This window comes from Candidatus Tisiphia endosymbiont of Nemotelus nigrinus (assembly GCF_964026475.1).
Classification (GTDB): Bacteria; Pseudomonadota; Alphaproteobacteria; order Rickettsiales; family Rickettsiaceae; genus Tisiphia.
In genome coordinates this window covers 443134-460091 of the sequence record NZ_OZ032151.1, presented here as the reverse complement: position 1 = coordinate 460091, position 16958 = coordinate 443134, and the positions used below count along the sequence as shown (strand labels likewise).

The 16958-nt window shown below is 34.3% G+C and carries 16 protein-coding genes; 4 read left to right on the top strand and 12 right to left on the bottom strand.

The window, feature by feature from the left end:
* Positions 1-277: 277 nt before the first annotated feature.
* Genes AAGD39_RS02260 through AAGD39_RS02250 form a run of 3 tightly spaced genes read right to left on the bottom strand, consistent with a single transcriptional unit; the run spans position 278 to position 3090 of the window.
* Entirely contained in the window at positions 278-979 is a 702-nt protein-coding gene (locus AAGD39_RS02260; RefSeq protein ID WP_341757007.1) for a hypothetical protein, read from the bottom strand.
* Positions 980-1018: 39 nt separating this feature from the next.
* Positions 1019-2710 (bottom strand): type IV secretion system DNA-binding domain-containing protein, encoded by a 1692-nt coding sequence (locus tag AAGD39_RS02255; RefSeq protein ID WP_341757006.1) that lies wholly within the window; start codon positions 2708-2710, stop codon positions 1019-1021.
* Positions 2711-2754: 44 nt separating this feature from the next.
* Positions 2755-3090, bottom strand: a complete 336-nt coding sequence (locus tag AAGD39_RS02250; protein ID WP_341757005.1) for a PDDEXK nuclease domain-containing protein — start codon at positions 3088-3090, stop codon at positions 2755-2757.
* Positions 3091-3211: 121 nt separating this feature from the next.
* On the opposite strand from AAGD39_RS02250, the gene AAGD39_RS02245 reads away from it, so the two are divergent.
* From AAGD39_RS02245 to AAGD39_RS02235, 3 genes are read left to right on the top strand one after another with little or no spacing between them, the layout of a single operon-like run.
* Positions 3212-4831: a tyrosine-type recombinase/integrase gene (locus AAGD39_RS02245; RefSeq protein ID WP_341757004.1), complete on the top strand. Its 1620-nt coding sequence runs from the start codon at positions 3212-3214 to the stop codon at positions 4829-4831.
* Positions 4828-5772 carry a tyrosine-type recombinase/integrase gene (locus AAGD39_RS02240; protein WP_341757003.1) on the top strand — a complete coding sequence of 315 codons (945 nt, stop codon included), beginning with the start codon at positions 4828-4830 and terminating at the stop codon, positions 5770-5772. Before AAGD39_RS02245 ends, AAGD39_RS02240 begins: the two co-directional genes overlap by 4 nt.
* Positions 5769-6779 (top strand): tyrosine-type recombinase/integrase, encoded by a 1011-nt coding sequence (locus AAGD39_RS02235; protein WP_341757002.1) that lies wholly within the window; start codon positions 5769-5771, stop codon positions 6777-6779. The genes AAGD39_RS02240 and AAGD39_RS02235 overlap by 4 nt, the downstream gene beginning before the upstream one ends.
* 109 nt (positions 6780-6888) lie before the next feature.
* Here the strand turns inward: AAGD39_RS02235 and AAGD39_RS02230 are convergent, their stop codons facing one another.
* A complete protein-coding gene (locus AAGD39_RS02230) occupies positions 6889-7437 on the bottom strand; it encodes a YhcG family protein (RefSeq protein WP_341757001.1) in 549 nt (182 codons plus the stop codon).
* Between the two features lie 102 nt (positions 7438-7539).
* Between AAGD39_RS02230 and AAGD39_RS02225 the strand changes: the two genes are divergently transcribed.
* Positions 7540-8490: an IS481 family transposase gene (locus AAGD39_RS02225; RefSeq protein ID WP_341756623.1), complete on the top strand. Its 951-nt coding sequence runs from the start codon at positions 7540-7542 to the stop codon at positions 8488-8490.
* Here AAGD39_RS02225 and AAGD39_RS02220 read toward each other — a convergent pair.
* The 8 genes from AAGD39_RS02220 to AAGD39_RS07030 all read right to left on the bottom strand — a co-directional run bounded on the left by AAGD39_RS02220 (position 8479) and on the right by AAGD39_RS07030 (position 16806).
* Positions 8479-8703 (bottom strand): DUF1016 N-terminal domain-containing protein, encoded by a 225-nt coding sequence (locus AAGD39_RS02220; protein WP_341757000.1) that lies wholly within the window; start codon positions 8701-8703, stop codon positions 8479-8481. The two genes, AAGD39_RS02225 and AAGD39_RS02220, sit on opposite strands and share 12 nt — an antisense overlap.
* Before the next feature lie 123 nt (positions 8704-8826).
* Positions 8827-9267, bottom strand: a complete 441-nt coding sequence (locus tag AAGD39_RS02215) for a hypothetical protein (protein ID WP_341756999.1) — start codon at positions 9265-9267, stop codon at positions 8827-8829.
* A gap of 48 nt (positions 9268-9315) precedes the next feature.
* Positions 9316-11997 (bottom strand): conjugal transfer protein TraG N-terminal domain-containing protein, encoded by a 2682-nt coding sequence (locus AAGD39_RS02210; RefSeq protein ID WP_341756998.1) that lies wholly within the window; start codon positions 11995-11997, stop codon positions 9316-9318.
* Positions 11998-12118: 121 nt separating this feature from the next.
* Entirely contained in the window at positions 12119-13432 is a 1314-nt protein-coding gene (locus AAGD39_RS02205; protein ID WP_341756997.1) for a conjugal transfer protein TraH, read from the bottom strand.
* Positions 13425-14264: a conjugal transfer protein TraF gene (locus AAGD39_RS02200; RefSeq protein WP_341756996.1), complete on the bottom strand. Its 840-nt coding sequence runs from the start codon at positions 14262-14264 to the stop codon at positions 13425-13427. Before AAGD39_RS02200 ends, AAGD39_RS02205 begins: the two co-directional genes overlap by 8 nt.
* Before the next feature lie 10 nt (positions 14265-14274).
* On the bottom strand, positions 14275-16065 hold the full coding sequence (locus AAGD39_RS02195; RefSeq protein WP_341756995.1) for a conjugal transfer protein TraN: 1791 nt from the start codon (positions 16063-16065) through the stop codon (positions 14275-14277).
* A gap of 106 nt (positions 16066-16171) precedes the next feature.
* Complete coding sequence (gene trbC, locus AAGD39_RS02190) at positions 16172-16564, bottom strand: type-F conjugative transfer system pilin assembly protein TrbC (protein ID WP_341756994.1); 393 nt, start codon at positions 16562-16564, stop codon at positions 16172-16174.
* A gap of 143 nt (positions 16565-16707) precedes the next feature.
* The gene (locus tag AAGD39_RS07030) at positions 16708-16806 is read right to left on the bottom strand and encodes an HNH endonuclease (protein WP_375359834.1); all 99 of its coding nucleotides are present in this window, start codon (positions 16804-16806) and stop codon (positions 16708-16710) included.
* Between the last annotated feature and the right edge of the window lie 152 nt (positions 16807-16958).

Below are 16958 nucleotides of genomic sequence, written 5' to 3'. Positions count from 1 at the left end.
GCAGGATTTTCTTGAAATAGATACACTATTCCTTCAAAAATCCTATTTATTATCGCCGAAAAATAGCTCAAAATATAATTAATTAGTCATCTCCGACAGCCTCCTAGGTTAAATCGTTACTTCAAATAAAATCTAACCTTGTAAATTTAGAAAAAATGCTACACTATTTTATTTATTTTTATACTTTTTTATATCTTTATATTATGTACCTTAATACAATTTAACATTAATGTGATTTTTAGGCATGAGTTTTACTCATTCTTTCCCTTCCTCCGCCTTAATTTTTCTTTGTTTCAGTTTTAATTTTAGTATTCCTCTCGTTTTGCGACATCTTCCTCCATACACTAACAGTGCTGTTGTGTACAGATAAGCCGTTAACGTTTTCTACTCTTACATATCTAGGAAAGTTATTAGTTACCACATAGGCTGTGACACTAGACACTATACCCGAAAACATTACAACTAAAGCTAGGTTTTTTAAAAATTTATGCATATTACTAGTTGCTGCCGTTGTTGCGCCCTGTATTAAATCTTTTGTGAACTGATCAACCTTCTGTTCTAAAATAGCTGAAGTATTTTTAGCTGTATTGAATAGTGTCTTTTCAATTAATTCAAATTGTTGTCTTATTTCTTCAACTTTAGAATTATAAATTTTTTCTACCTCAGTAGCTATTTGTGGGACGATTTCGCTAATTCTGTTCTGCATTTTCTCAGGAATCATTGCAAGCATTCGAGATTCAGTATTAATCTCACTAATGATTTTCTCTTGCTGAGTCACGCATTGTTCAAGATTACTTACCATCTTGTTAATTTGATCTTCAGCTTTAGTGACTGTACTAACTAAATGATTAGATGCACTAGTGATAGCCCATGTATTATATTCCAGCTCATCACTTATTTTTTGTGAGTTACTAACTATTCTACTTATTTGGTTATCAGCTGTTATATCTTCGGCTACTTCTTTTTGTTCTTCCTTCATATTTTACCTAATAAACTATTAATTGATTCTTTTAAAATCTTAAATTTGCAACTTCATGCTAAGTCTTGTTATTGGATAGTTGCCAGCCAGCTTGACATAACAAGTTCTCGTTGGTAGACTTAGTATTTCAGTTGGTATCACTAAAGGTTTAGTATGTTCTATTGTATTAATATTAACTCCATCTCGCATGCTATCTGCACCGTACGACAAACTTTCTTTAGTCTCAGATATTTCTTTTTCACCTAAAGTCTTTGATGCATATTCAGCAGTACGACTATCTCCTACTTTAAACAAAAAACGAGTATTGAACATGTCAAGAAGCGATAAAGCACCGGCATGTCCATATATTTCTTCAATTTGGAAGATATTTTGAATGCCAGCAACAAAACAACCACCATATTTCCTTCCTTCTGCCAGTCCTCTTTTTAGTGACGATATTTTTTGTAAAGCTGGTAGTTCATCTAATATAAACCACATTTTCTGATTTATAGCTTCCGGTGTTCTCTCCATTAAGCCTTTGATAGCGATATCAATCCAAGCAGATACCAAAGGACGCAAAGTATCTCTTTGATTGGGTGGAGCAGTGATGAATAGCCAACCTTGTCCATTATTGATCCAATATTTGATACTGAACTTGCCGCCATCTTTTAGATATTTTAGTCTAGCAATTTTATTAATCAAGGTAGCCCGCACCGATGCAGTTCCTTTTTCCCCTTCTTTAGATACTAATCCAGCAGCAGAAGTTCCCTCAAAATATTTACAAAATTCGGTTAAACTAACTTTAGTGAGAATATTAAGTAAAGCAGTTAAGTCTTTGCTATCTTTTTGTTTGTTTAAAGCTTCCGATAATACCTTTTGAGCTGCTTCTTCCCAATATTTATCAGAAAAACCTTCGCCATCAATGAAAGCACTAGCCAAAGCATCAAACTCAAAATCTTCCCGACAATCATTCCATGGTAACCAATTTTCAGTGTTTTCTTCAAAAGGGTTCAGTAATATATCTGTCTTATCATCAAAGAATCTGTCAACAAATGATCCTGTTAAATCAAAAATAATCGCTCTATCATTTTGCTTTCTGATCTGAGGCAATAGCTCATTTAACATATTAGTTTTACCACTGCCAGTAGTACCAGTTAGTAATATATGTTGTGTTTCGCTGTCCTTGACTAAAGGTAGACCTGAGATAACTATGTTGGAAGCCATCTTTACCTTACGTAACATGCGAGCTAGAACTTTTGTCTCTACTAGATCACCACCCCTTATTTTTGCAACACCAATTATCTGTTTTCCCCTTTGAATAAAGAATATTGTTGTAACCAATACTCCTATGATAAATACCACAGAAAGCTCTAATAAAGCCGAGTAAATACACCAATGCCAAAAACTAGTAATGCTAGAACCGTAAGGCATAACATGCCAAAAATGATAAATGAATTCCTTAGCCGAACTATACATAAAATCTTTCTTCTCAAAATGATAAAACTCAATACCTATTTTAGATAGAGGATAAAAATGCCTACCAATTGCTAACTTTAGTTGCACATAACGCTCAATCACTAAATAATATACACTGACAAGGCTTAAATGTTGATACATACGCCATAACAGCCAACCGATAGCACACACTAAACCAACTATGACTGAATTTTTAGTACCCTGCCCAAACATACGGAGTTTATGGGCATAGAGTTGAGACCCACGAGTAAAACTACCCTGATTCTGTATTTGCATAGGGTTAGTACTTAAATTTCCTTTTGTTTAATAACATTCATAATTTACTGATGTTTGTCTAGTTCTACTATTCTTTGCTCATATCGATTTTTTGCTTGTAAGACTATTTCCTGAATTTTTTTCTCAAAGACCTTAATAGGTGGCAATTCGGTCCAATATTCTGCTACATTTATGCCACTTGCTGATACATCCAAAAGCTCAATTTGAGCATGTGATTTTTCAGTACAAAGAATAATGCCAATTGGTGGCTTTTCTCCTTCAAATGTCTCATACTTCTTAAGCCAATTTATATAAAGCTCCATTTGCCCTTTATATTCTGCCTTAAATTTGCCAGTTTTGAGTTCATATGTTGTGTAGTTAGTTATGTGGTGTAGAATCATAATTTTCTTATTTTTTAGTTTTTTTACTTCTTTTTAAATCAACATAATATTATCATGATTTAATCTATACTGGCACTAATTATTTATAATTATATCAATAAGGCAGGCGGGAGGTAATAGTATGTTTAATAAAATATTTAAAAAAGCTTCTACAATTAGAAAGCATATTAATGCACCATTGTTAGAGGAACGACTACAATACCTACAATATTGGGATACATTAGGTAGGTCTCGAAGTACTATACAATCAACAGCACAATATCTTTTGAGAATTATTGATTATCTTAACTTAGAAACTAACGATGTAGTTGTTAGCAGAAAGAAGATTGAACTGGCTGCAAATGTTTGGGCTTGCTATCAATATAATCACCCTCAGAAAAAAGTGGCTTTTTCAAAACATGGAAAGGAACGTTTTATTTGGTATGCAACAGATTGGCTCAGAAAGTTAAATCGTTTAGAACTGCTACCCGAAGAAACAATTCCTCTATTTAATAAAATATTTGAACGGCACAATGCTTTGCAACGTCACGCAAGTATGCCGTTAGTAGAGGAACGTTTACGATACTTACAATACTGGGATGATAATGGAGCGGTAAAAAGTAGCCTGCGAAATATTGCCCAGTATCTGTTAGTTATTATAAACTATCTCAGTTTTTATGAACTAAGAACAGTGTCATTAATCGAAATTGAGAAAGTTGCAGAAGAATGGGCAAAAGATAGTAGAAACTCTAAAAGAAAAGGCAATTATTCAAAATTTGCAAAAGCACGGTTTATTCTCTTTGCTTCAAACTGGTTTAAAATGCTTGGTTGTCTTAAACAAGAACCCAAGTCTCCTTTCCCCTTTGAAGAATACTTAAATCTTTATATTGTTTACATGCGTCATGAACAAGGACTATCTGAAAATACGATTAAAAATAGATTTTACCAACTTCAAGATTTTCTTATAAAGATTAACGAAAAAAGGAAAAATTTGATACAACTTACACCATCCATTATAGATGAAGCTTTAACAATAAAATATAATGTAAACGGTTATTCTAGACGAAGTATTCAGTCTTATGCATCAGTGATTCGAAGCTTCTTAAAATATGCTGAAAATCAAGCTTGGTGTCAAAGCGGTATAGCTAATTCAATCAAAATACCACGTGTATACCGGCACGAATCACTACCTTACTCTCCAAGCTGGGATGATGTAAAAAAACTTCTAGCTAACAGCAAATCTGATCATTCTATTGATATTAGAGATTATGCAATCTTAATGCTGCTTTCTGTATATGGTATGAGATGTAGTGAAGTTATTAATTTACAGTTAGAAGATCTTGATTGGGAGAATGAGCTACTTTATTTAAGACGAGCAAAGCGATCAAAACCACAAATCTTTCCTCTATCCAAAATTGTGGGGAGTGCAATATTACGTTACTTACAAGAGGTAAGACCGAATAACTGTTTGCTGAGAACAATATTCTTATGCATGCGGTCACCATATCGACCTTTAAAAGCTGCAGCTGTTTATCAGCTTGTTAGTAGGAGACTAAGACCGCTTGATCTAAAAATTAAACATCATGGTCCTCATGCTTTACGCCATGCTTGTGCAACTCATTTAATCAATGAGGGCGTATCACTTAAAGAAATAAGTGATCATCTTGGGCATACGGGATTAGAAACCACACGAATTTATACTAAGGTTGATCTTGTAAATTTGTATAAGGTTGCTGAATTTGATTTAGGAGATTTATTATGAAACTCGAACAACTTATTACTGAATATATCAATTATAGGAAATCACTAGGTGAGAAGTTTAAAACAAATGAAAAATATCTAAAAGCTTTTTGTAAATCGATAGAACCATCAATAAATATTGATTCTATTTCTGAAGATATGGTCAATAACTTTCTTTATAGTAGTTTACAGGTAATAACGTCAGGATGGTTTATTAAACATACTGCATTACTTGGGTTTTATCGATATGCATTAACACGTAACTATATTACTAAAATACCTTTACCACAAACTTTGCCTAAGCGACCGCAATCCTTCGTGCCTTACATTTATTCCAAAGAGGAGTTAAAACGTTTGTTTGATACGGCACTGACCTATCAAAAAAATAAAAGTTATGTAGAACCCTATCTAGTTCGTACTATTCTAATACTTACTTACGCACTAGGTCTGCGTATTCATGAAACGCTCTCAATCAAGCTAGAAGATATTGACATGACGCATCATGTTATAACAATCAGAGAAACAAAATTTTATAAAAGCCGTTTAGTACCATTTAGCACACAGTTAACGTCTGTTATTGTAGAATATTTAGATTGGAGAACGCACCAAAAATGCTTTCAAGATGCCAATGCTTTTGCATTTATAGGAAAAAATAACCGTCCTTTTAATATAGAAACCATGCGAGGTATCTTTGTAAGGATACGTAAGAAAGCTAACATAAAGCGAGTAGATAATGCAAATTATCAACCAAGAATGCATGATCTGAGACATACCTTTGCTGTTAATAGATTAACTAGTTGGTATAAGGAAAATAAGAATGTACAACAACTTCTGCCAATACTCTCAACCTATCTAGGGCATACTTATCTTGCTCATACGACAATCTATCTGACTATGACAGATGATCTTCTCCAAGAAGCAAGTATGCGTTTTGAACAATACGCAACAGGAGGACAAATATGAAAAATACTAACTATTTAAGCTCATGGATAAAACGATTCCTATTGGAATATTTAATTAATATAAGGAATTTATCAAAAAATACGCAACAAAGTTATCGTGATACCTTTAAATTATTATTGCCATTTATAGCTAACAAGGTCAAAAAATCAATTGACCAATTACTAGTTGATGACATGAGTTCTGATACTATTAGGGCTGGTCTTTTACATTTAGAAAATAATCGTCATTGTTCATTATCTACATGTAATCAACGATTGGCAGCAATTCATGATTTTGCAAAGTTTGTTGGATTTAATAGTCCGGAGCATGTAGAATGGTGTCGACAAATACAAATTATCCCATTTAAGAAAGCAGAACATTCTTTGATAACTTATCTTAACAAGTCTGAGATGGATGCATTACTGAATGCGCCAAATAAGTATACTGATCAAGGTAAACGAGACTATGCTTTATTATTATTTCTTTATAATACGGGGGTACGTGCTGATGAAGCTACACAGCTAACAATAGCTGATTTAAATATGGCACATGCTAAAAAAAGAGATTTATCTACAGTAGTAATTAGAGGTAAGGGTAACAAATTAAGACGTTGTCCACTATGGCAACAAACAACTAATGAATTATGTGTATTAATATTGAATCGAGAGCAGAATGAGCATGTATTTTTAAATAGATGTAAACAACCTTTAACAAGGTTTGGTCTTCATACTATGGTTAAACGCTATGTTAAAAAAATTAGCAAACAACTACCATCTTTAGAAAGAAAGCGAGTTAGTCCTCATACCATACGTCATACAACCGCTACCCATTTGTTGCATGCTGGTGTAGATATCAATACAATCAGAGCTTGGCTTGGACATGTATCTATCAATACAACTAATATTTATGCAGAGGTGGATTTAGAAATGAAGGCTAGAGCATTAGCTTGTTGCGAAATTATAGAAGACAAACAACCAACACATTGGCGTAACAATAAAAACCTAATGAGTTTTTTGAATGCTATTTAATGCATCTAAAAATTAAACATGGTGTTGGGCATAGGCATTAATTATGTTATTTTTATATTAATAAAATTGGCTAAGAATAGTAAATAATGACTAGACACCACATAACTAACTACACAACATATGAACTTTTATGTGGTGTACCACATAAAAGTTCAATCGCTACTAACCTTTTGAGTTTTCGGTTATACATAAGTAAATCTAAGTAAAAATGCTCATTATCTATGGTCATTCGTTTCTGACGCGTAACAAATGAAAATCCTGTACCAAGCTCTAAAATAAATTGTTCAATTTGCTGCAAAATAGCACTTTCTAAATCACTTTCATAAGGTGCATCAGGCAAATTTAAAAATTCTAATATGTATGGGTCTTTTAGCACTAACTCTGGAACTAATTCATTATTTGATTTTAATAATGACAGGATTTGTTCACTATGTTTTTCAGATTTCTTGGATAGCTCACTTCTTTCATAAGTCATTTTATGGATGCTAGTGCGAAGTTGCCGTACACTCCAATTACCTTGTATACACATATATGCATAGAATTCTCTTTGGTTTTGTTCTTTCAATGGCAATAACTCTATTATATGACTCCAGCTCAATTGGTTCGACAGTGTCGAACTAATCTCTATATTTGAAAAATGATCGTAAAATTGGATCATTCTTACAAGTGATATACGAGAAAAACTTTTACCATACTCTAGTTGTTTAGTCCCAGGGTGTAATGTTGTATATTATAAAGAATTACCATCAAGAGAGGAATTATGGGACAAATATTACACGGCTGTGCCAAAACGACAGAGGCAATACGTTTCGCAATCCAAAATAGTCAAGAGAGCTTAAAGACTTTAGCAAGAAAATATTCTATTAATCCTAAAACAGTTGCTAAGTGGAAGAAACGAACTACATTACAAGATACTTGTATGGGTCCCAAAGAACCATCTTCTACAGTATTAACTTCTGAAGAAGAAGCTATGTGTATAGCATTTCGTAAACACACTTTATTATCTTTAGATGATTGCTTATATGCTTTACAAGTTAGTATTCCCAAGCTTACTAGATCTTCTTTACATAGACTTCTTCAACGCCATAATGTTAGTAGGTTACCGGAAGTAAAAGGAAATAACAAAACCAAGAAGAAGTTTAAACTTTATCCAATTGGTTATTTCCATATAGATATTGCTGAAGTCAAAACAGAAGAAGGTAAACTCTATCTATTTGTTGCTATTGATCGCACTTCAAAGTTTGTGTATGTAGAACTTTTACCAAGATGTACCAAGACAGAAACAGCACAATTTCTTCGTAATTTAATTAAAGCTATACCTTATAAAATTCATACTATTTTGACAGATAATGGTATTCAATTTACTAACAGAACAGTAGATAAGCATGCTTGGATGCATATTTTTGATCGTATTTGCTATGAATACAATATTGAACACAGGCTAACAAAAGTTAATCATCCATGGACTAATGGACAGGTAGAACGTATGAATCGTACTATTAAAGAGGCAACTGTTAAACGTTTTTATTATGACAATCATCAGCAACTTAAACAACATTTATATGATTTTATCAATGCCTACAATTTCGCAAAAAGACTTAAAGCTCTTAAAGCTTTAACTCCTTATGAATTTATCATAAAAACATGGACATCTGATCCAAATAAATTTATTATTAACCCTAACCTCCACTCCCTGGGACTAAACACCTAGAGATAAGTGTTGTGCTAAAAATTGGACAACTTGCTTTCCATACTCTGCTCTTTGATCTTTTAAGATTTCTTCGTTAATTCTCTTGCCTATATGCCAATATACCATAGTCATTTCAGAGTTTGCTACTCTTGCTACTCGGTTCTTGGCTTGTGAGATCAGAAGCTTGATATCATTTATCAAAGAATTATGATCATTGGTCATTATTTGATTCATTTATTTCTCCTATTAATATATTTATTTTTTAAGTACTACTTAGTAAAATCATACGATTCTCCAGCTAGTTACTGGAGAATTAACAAAATTTGTATATTCATTAGCAAATTACTCCATCCCCTTTCAGTTGTTATTATTTATATTGCTAATATTACCTGGCATCTGACTATAGATCGGATCTGTTGTGTAATCGGTAAAAGTTGAGTTGCTACCAAAAGAACTAGAAGAATACATGCTATTATCACAAGAATTCATTACACTGTTGGAATGATGAATATTTTGAGGCATGTGGCTATATCTAACATCAGTAAAATAGTCTGAAGAATATCCTCCATTATCAAAAATACTCTGATTTACAGAAGATGTATTATTACCACCAAAATTTATGAAATTATCCTGATGATTATAAGTATTTTGTAAGGTTCTTATATGTTTAGACATCCTGTCTGCACCTAAATTATATTGAACATTTTCCCTACGATAATTAGAAAAATCAGCTATAAGTTTTTGAGGGTTTATTTCTTTTTCAAAAAATTTCAGTATGTTAGTTATTATCTTGTTCATCACTTTCACTTTAATAAAAGTTAAAATTCAAAAAATTTGTAGCACTTATTATTTAGGTAAATATATATTTTTAGCCTTAATAGCCTTATCTCCAAGACCTGTATTATCACCTATTTTCTCTCCAACTCTTATTATCGTAGAGTCCGAAGTATCATTAAACTTATGCTCTAAATCCACCTGATCTTTTACCACTTTTAATGGCACGGTTTGTATATCCTGTACTATTATTTTTTCTCCTACAGATAAATTATCATTAAGCACGTGTCTTGTATCTTTATTATATGATTGTTTAGCAAAGTGTAGATCATTTTCTACTTTTTGGCTCAGTGATATTTCACCACCTGTGGCATCTTTGACAGTTGCCTGATTACGTAATTTTTCAGTTGATTCAGCAGCTTCAGTTTTTAGTTGCTCTGTGGTTTTAATTGCTGTGTTATTAATATAGGAATCTATGTTTGATAATTCCCGTCCTTTAATAGCTGCGGTTACTTTATCCCAATTTTTGTTAGGAAGAGGATTATCAATGCTCATTACCTGTTTAGCCAGCTGATCAGTTTCAACTGGATGCGACATCATCCACCTAGCTGCCTGCTCTTTGCTGGTAATCTCAGGATGAGTATCGATAATTCTCTGCAAAACAGCATCATTAACATTGCGATCAATAGTTGCTGAGTTTTGGGCAACATAACTCTTCTGAGATTGTAGAGATTGCATGGTTTGAGCAGTCCTAGCTATTTCTCTACCTATTGATTGTTGTTCACTCATTGTTTGGCTCAAGCCTGTAGTTAAAGACTTAACATCATCACTAGTACCAGTAATACTATTAGTCTTGGCAGCATTTTTAACTTTTTCCATCGCTGCATTATAGGCTCTTTGCTCGCTGGTCGACATCTCTCTTGAGATGCTTTCACTATTGCTGCTACTAACTCCGGTACTAGCACCAGTACCAGCTATTTTGAAACCAACACTGGCACTGGTGTTTGTAGCAGTGTCCATAGTGGTTTTACTACTATTTCCTTTACTAGAAGTAAATCCTTGCGATAAAGTCTCTCGCAAACTTTCTTGCTCACTCACTGACATACCTTCAATACTTGCCTCACCTCTAGCTATTTTGTGAGCTAAATCGAGCATTTGCCTGTTTTCCGCTGATGTTAACTCCGCTGACCTATTAGTTAATGCTCCTATCTTGCTTTGAGTATCAGTAAGTTGTGTTTGAAGACTATCTGAATACATTTGCGAAGCCCGATAATTAGTAGGCAAACTATCTATTGGTTGAGTAACAATTTGTCCACCACCAAAATCAGGTGAGACTACTCGCATACCACCATCATCAATTACTCCGCCTCCCATATGCAAGCTTGCAGCATATTGTTCTTGACCAATATTCCTGCCTCCATGGCTGATAGTATCGATATTAAGGTTATTATCAGCCATATTACTGCCTATACTCACCGCTGTGCTACTAGGAGCAAAAGCTCCAGCTAGGGCAGTAGTGGCATGAGTACAACCCTTGAGTACCGCGTAAGCTAGCATCGGCACTGATGCAGCAAACATCTGATACGTAGCATAACTATTAAGTGTTACCTCTGAGAATCCACCTTGCGAGAGTATATTCATGCCACCACCAAGTCCAGCCTGCTTGCCAGCCAAACTAATCATCCCCAAACAATGAATGATAGTAAAAAATACTGGCCAGCTATTAACCCATATCATTAGCACAATCCAAGTTTTTAATATACCAATACCTCCGGGTAATAAAGACATTGGGAAGACCATAAAGATCAAACAAACGATAACAGCAAAAAAAGCTGATTGCAGAACTGGCATCATATTAGCTGCCATCTCTCCAGCAGTTAGCCAACCAAAAGATTGTTGGAACATACCTCTAGTAGCCGACATTGCCACTAGTTCAGGATATATTCGATTAAGTGAGTATTTTTCTCGCCAATCATCATATGATTCACGATTAGCATTTAGTAACATCGCTTGCTTCATCCATGTGTAAATATCAGTTTGATCTTTCTTCAGATATTTTAAAGTATCATTGGTCATCACTTTTAATCTAGTTTTTAGCTGTTCTAGTTGATCTGATTGCAAGCCGATGCTAGCAGCAAACTTAGTTAGTAAACCATCATGCAACTCTTTTGATAAAGCTAGTTTAATTAAAGGAGTTGCCTGCTTGCAAGTTTTAAATGATGTAATTGAGCTTTCAGGATCACGATAATAAATACCAAAATTATTAGGCGGATTTTTCTCAAGAAAATCCATAATATCATCTGCCACCTGAGCAGCACCCTTTTTACCCAAAATATCACCAATAATATAAGGTTTGGTAAAACATTGTCGCATATATTCTTTGGTATTCCTAAGAGTAATAGGGTTTTGTATTTGTATATCTCTGATTTTACCAGCAGCTTTTGCACCAAACATAATACCCGTCTTTCTACTGGCTAGACCACTATCAGGAGGCAACAAATGCTTCTCTAACATCTCTGACAAACTATAACTAATGCCTGAAGAGATAGAACTGAAAAATGCAATACCAATAGGAATATTGTCTATTTTAACCGGGGAAGACATACTTACCTCATCTTTTACCCATATACTAGCTTTTGGGGCAAATAAAAAAACAAAAGCAAAAAATGATGGGAACAACCAATCCATACCAAAATCAGCAATATTACCCTTAAAAATTGCCCGCATACCTGCCCATAATGCCTCAATAGTCATAGCAAACTTGCCCACCGGCGTAAAATACTCACTATCCTAGGCAAAAATTCTGCCAACCGCATTGAACACATGTACTAAAGTATCACCACCTCCAAAACTATGTACCATGTAATCCATTATACTAACTCCTATCTCTAGCTATTAGATGCTGTTCAATCAGTCGTGCTCTTTTAGCAACGCGATCACTATTGGTCATTAATTCTGATTGCTTTTCGCTAGCAAACATCTGTACCCGATCAAGGGATTTTAGATATTCGACTACATGATGATCATCTATTTGTTTACCCTTTAGTTGGGTTACAGCTTTTCTGATCTCTCCTGTCACTTCTTTTAAATGAGCTACTAACAAATAGGTTGCTACCAACTCAGAAGAAGAATCTAAAATACTAATACCTGAAATTGCTTCTAAAGTTATGTAGTCATAGATAGGAAATGTCTCACCTATTGAGGTAAGAAAGCCAATATCGTTAGCATCAAATTCAGTATTACCAATAAACTTAACTTTAAGTAGCTCAAGTTTGGCTTTAGCTTTTCCTTGGTAAGAATTCTCCGGTAGAATCATCATGTTTTTGCTCACAGTGATATCCAAACATGCTCTATTGTTACAGTGATAAAGTGAAGCTGATTCACCACCTTTTAAGTGACTCACCCAACTTTTATGATCCTTAACCAATGAATCAAAAAAATAAATTTTCTGATTATTCATTACAATAGTACCAGTCATTGACATAATAGATTCCCGCATATCCTCAGGAATACCTATTTTGTCAGCTGCCTTGCTGAATATATTATAATCATCAAGTAGCAAGTCTTGATCTTTGCTTTGTGCTTTTTGCAAAGCCTCTTTTTGTGCTAAATCGTTCCGACAATTCTTACCAGCAGAGAAATAATCATGACCCGATTGCGATTGCATATCTTTGCAAACATTTTCTCGCATAGCTGAATCTTTAGGTAATCCAGCGGCAAAAAGAGCTTTGGTTACCTCACAATCAGCCTTAGCAGACTGGTTTAACATCATGGCTAGATTCCGTAGGTCTTTTAAGGCATTTTCTATCTGAGGCGCATAAGTCTTCAACCCTAGCTGAAAAGCATAAGCTGGAGCTTGCGAGCCAATATTTTTGGCTAAACTAACTAATTCCCCACCTGACATAATTGAAAAGCTTCCCATATAAGCATCTATACCACTACAGCTCATGGTTAAAGATGGTGGAGTAACACTTATCGGATTAAAAGATGTCCTGCTAGTTCGCATAGACATTCCCCCACCTGAATAATATCCTGCTGCCTGATCTTGATAGCTCCCCGCCTTGGTAACATTAGTACTCATACCCTGAAACACATCTTTAATATTCCATGCCAAAGAAATTGGCATATACATTATTATACATAAATATAAGCGAGCACTAATAGTATGAATAATAATTTTATTATTCATTTCTTACCTCTAACTTAACAATTTTTTGATAATGCTTATCAATCATCATGATATTTTCAATAATTTTATTCTCGGTCGCTATGCCTCTAGCAATTGGGTATATTGTATCACCTGTATTTAAGACTAAGTAAAGAACTGGTACTATTTGCTGCGGATTTAAACCTGACAATAATAAAAAACCTACATCCTTAGTTCCTTCAATTCCTGCAAAATCTTGTCCACTGTTAGATACTGCTAATAACTGAAACCCATATTTCTTAGCAAACTCTTTAACTATTGGAGCAAAAGAATGACAATAGGGACAAGCTGGTGAAATTTGTAAAATAATCCCCCAACTTTTAGCTAGTTGTTTTAATTTTATGGTATTCTCTTGCTCTAAGCTTTGCTCTTGGATTTTCTTGTGCAAACTATTACTAGGCTCTTGTAAATTGTTTAATTTATAGTCAATCAAAGCAGCTAATTGCCACATAGAAGCAAAGCGGGCTGATTTATCTATTATTTGTTTTTGCAGTCTTTGGGCTATGATCACATTAGCAAGCGTTGGATTATCTAGTGCTTGACGTTGAGCATTATTAAAACTCTGCTTTAAAAATTCAATCCTTTGATCATACGACGTTAGCTTTTTCTGATTTAGTGATGTTTCAGGCTGACCGATTACTTCTTTCAGCTCTTTAGTTTTAGTGATGCCTTTAGTTTCCTCATTGTACCACAAGAAGCCTTTTGGCTCTTCTGAAATGGCAAAGCATTGTTGTTGGCAAATATTAATTAGCACTAAAGCACCTATTGTTAAAATAATTATCTGTCTAATATTTACTAAAAACTCTAATAGCATTACCATTTACTCAATAAGATTGACTTGGATTAGAATTATTTTGCTTCTGTAGAGTTGGCATTTGATTATTCATTTGTTTTGGAAAGCTTTTTAACATTTTGCTTTTAGCTTTAATGAGAAGATCAGCAAATAATTCTTCTAAGTTAAATTTAGAAAAATCTATCCGCTGTAATTCCTCTACGGTAAAACCTTGACAATTAGCAGATTCTGCCCCGCCAAAACTCATACCTAATTGCACTTTCCCCTGCTGCTGAAAAATCCTAGCTAGCTTTGAATTAAAACAACAATATGTCGATTTTTTAGTTAAACATGCTCGAAATATGGGATCTCTTTTAGAACAATATGTGCCGACATAATGGCAAAGACCTTTATCTCTTTTTAAAGCAAGTGCCTTTTCTTCACCGCTACACCTACTTAAACCTAGATTCTTCCCCCAGCCTTTCATTGAACTACAACAATTAATGAAACTCACAATACATTTATCACAATGATTAGTTTCACCTTTAAAGATTCTAATGGGGTTTACCTGCATATCTTTCCGCATCTCATCCAGCACCGCTAAATACGCAACATTATGCATATCGTGATTTTGCTCAATGGTTGAAGTATGGCAATCACCTCCTAAACAGAAAACAGGAGCATTTTTCATTGAACTGCGAAGCTCTTTCTTCTCAGCAAAACATTGGTAATTTCTTAACCATTGTAGACAAATGCTACCAACATATCTGTTGCAACTACTACTATCCAATAAACAACCTTGGTCAGTTAGGTACTTGCAGCCATTGACTGGTTCACTCTTACAAGTATAGGTAATCTGCTCTTTCCAACATGGGCGGGTTATGGTAAATTTCTCAAAGAACACTTTATTGCCACTTTCAAGACATTTGCGGCTAATCTCATGACACTCATGGGTGTCTGCTAGTAGTTCTGAGCCTTCATTAATTACTTGCCAATATTCACCCTTCTCTTTAAACTGTTTAAATTTCTCGCGGTATTTATAATGCAATGTAGAAATTTTAGGTAATGATATTATGTAAAAAATGAGTTTACTTGTCTTTTCTTCACGATAACCAACTGTTATACTATTTCCTATCTGCTCCTTATCAAGACTCAATATCTCTGCTACTTTAGCCTTAAGTTGTACTTGCACAAAGGGGTCTTCTTCTCGTATTTTACGGTATTCTGTCCTCCACCAGTTATCCTTATCATAATAATATTCTTTGCTTGCCATCTCTGTCCAATCAAGGTTAATATCCTTAAGTCCTATCTCTAAGCTCCGATCATGCCATTCTCCCCATTGATCTATATATTCACTTTCAAATACCAACTGTTTGACAACATCTACTTCAAAATCAACACCTTCCAAACAACTCTTATTAATTTTTACTTTAAATGTTGATTCACTAGAAACATAATTATCGCCTCCAGTCTCTTTAAAAGGATCAGACTCAATTTTTAAAGAATTTTTTAACATAGGATTTTCTGAATTAATTTTATGTTCCTGCATCGCATTTATCTTTGCTTCTTCGGATGTTTGCAATAATTTACTATTTTCTGAGCTGCTAAGTTCCCTCCTACCCTTACTAGTTAAATCTTGGTCGCTCAGATTACTTAAAGAAGAAACATCTGCATCTTTATCAAAAAACACTTTGTTACCATCAGCTGGATTGCCTAATTGGACTTTATCACGGTAAACATCTCTTTGCTCAAAAGCTTGTTGCATATTACTGGCTACTGCTATATTTGAGCAGCCTAGCAACAAACTAATCTTTATGATTTTATGGATTGTAGATATTATCATACCCATGCCCAAAATTAAATTAGTACTAGGAGTGCGAGTGGCGAGCGAACGGAGCGTAGATAAACTACGTGAGTACGCGAAGTCCCGAAGCACGACGACGTAATAATTAATTTTCGGCATGGGTATTATCCTTCTCCATAATCTCCAAACTACTACTAAGTGTTAGATTACCGGTTATTTTCTTTGCATATCCCTGATCATTTACCCATATTATGGTTGGTACTGCGGTAACCTGATACTGCTCAAACAAAGTAGGGTCTATATCAACACTAATTCTTAGCTCTTGCATTTTTACTTGGGTGTCTTTGAAAGAATTATTTCTTAAACCCCGCATAACCAATTTAGCTCCGAGTTTTTTAGCTTCATGGTAGTAGTCTTGCAGTGCTGAATCTGCCATCGAAAAAGAAACAAAGATCACAATTTGCTTAGGCTTAGCTATAGCTGGACTAAAGATAACACAAATTAGACTCACCACTAATAGCTGTTGTAAACTTTTCATTTTTTTCCTTTATTTTTTAGCACTAGTTTTAAAGTCGGGTAATGAAAGAAAGTTACCTTTCTCCCATCCCCTAAGAACCGTACAGGATACTTTCGCATCATACGGCTCAAGCCTCTTTAAGCCCAATTTCTTTAGAACCAGCTTCAACATTTGAATCTCGGATTATGAACTTGTTTATGACAATTAATGTGAAGCATCATTAAATTAGAATTCCTATTATCTCCACCTTTAGACTTTGGAATGATATGATGTATATCCCAGTCAGTTTCTAGAGTTATTACTTGCTTACAATTCGGACAGAGCTTATCAGCATCTTTAGCTCTTTACGACTGTAACGACATTTATCAGTAGTTCACATATGTTAACCATACCATCTAAGCCTAGCCTCTAACCA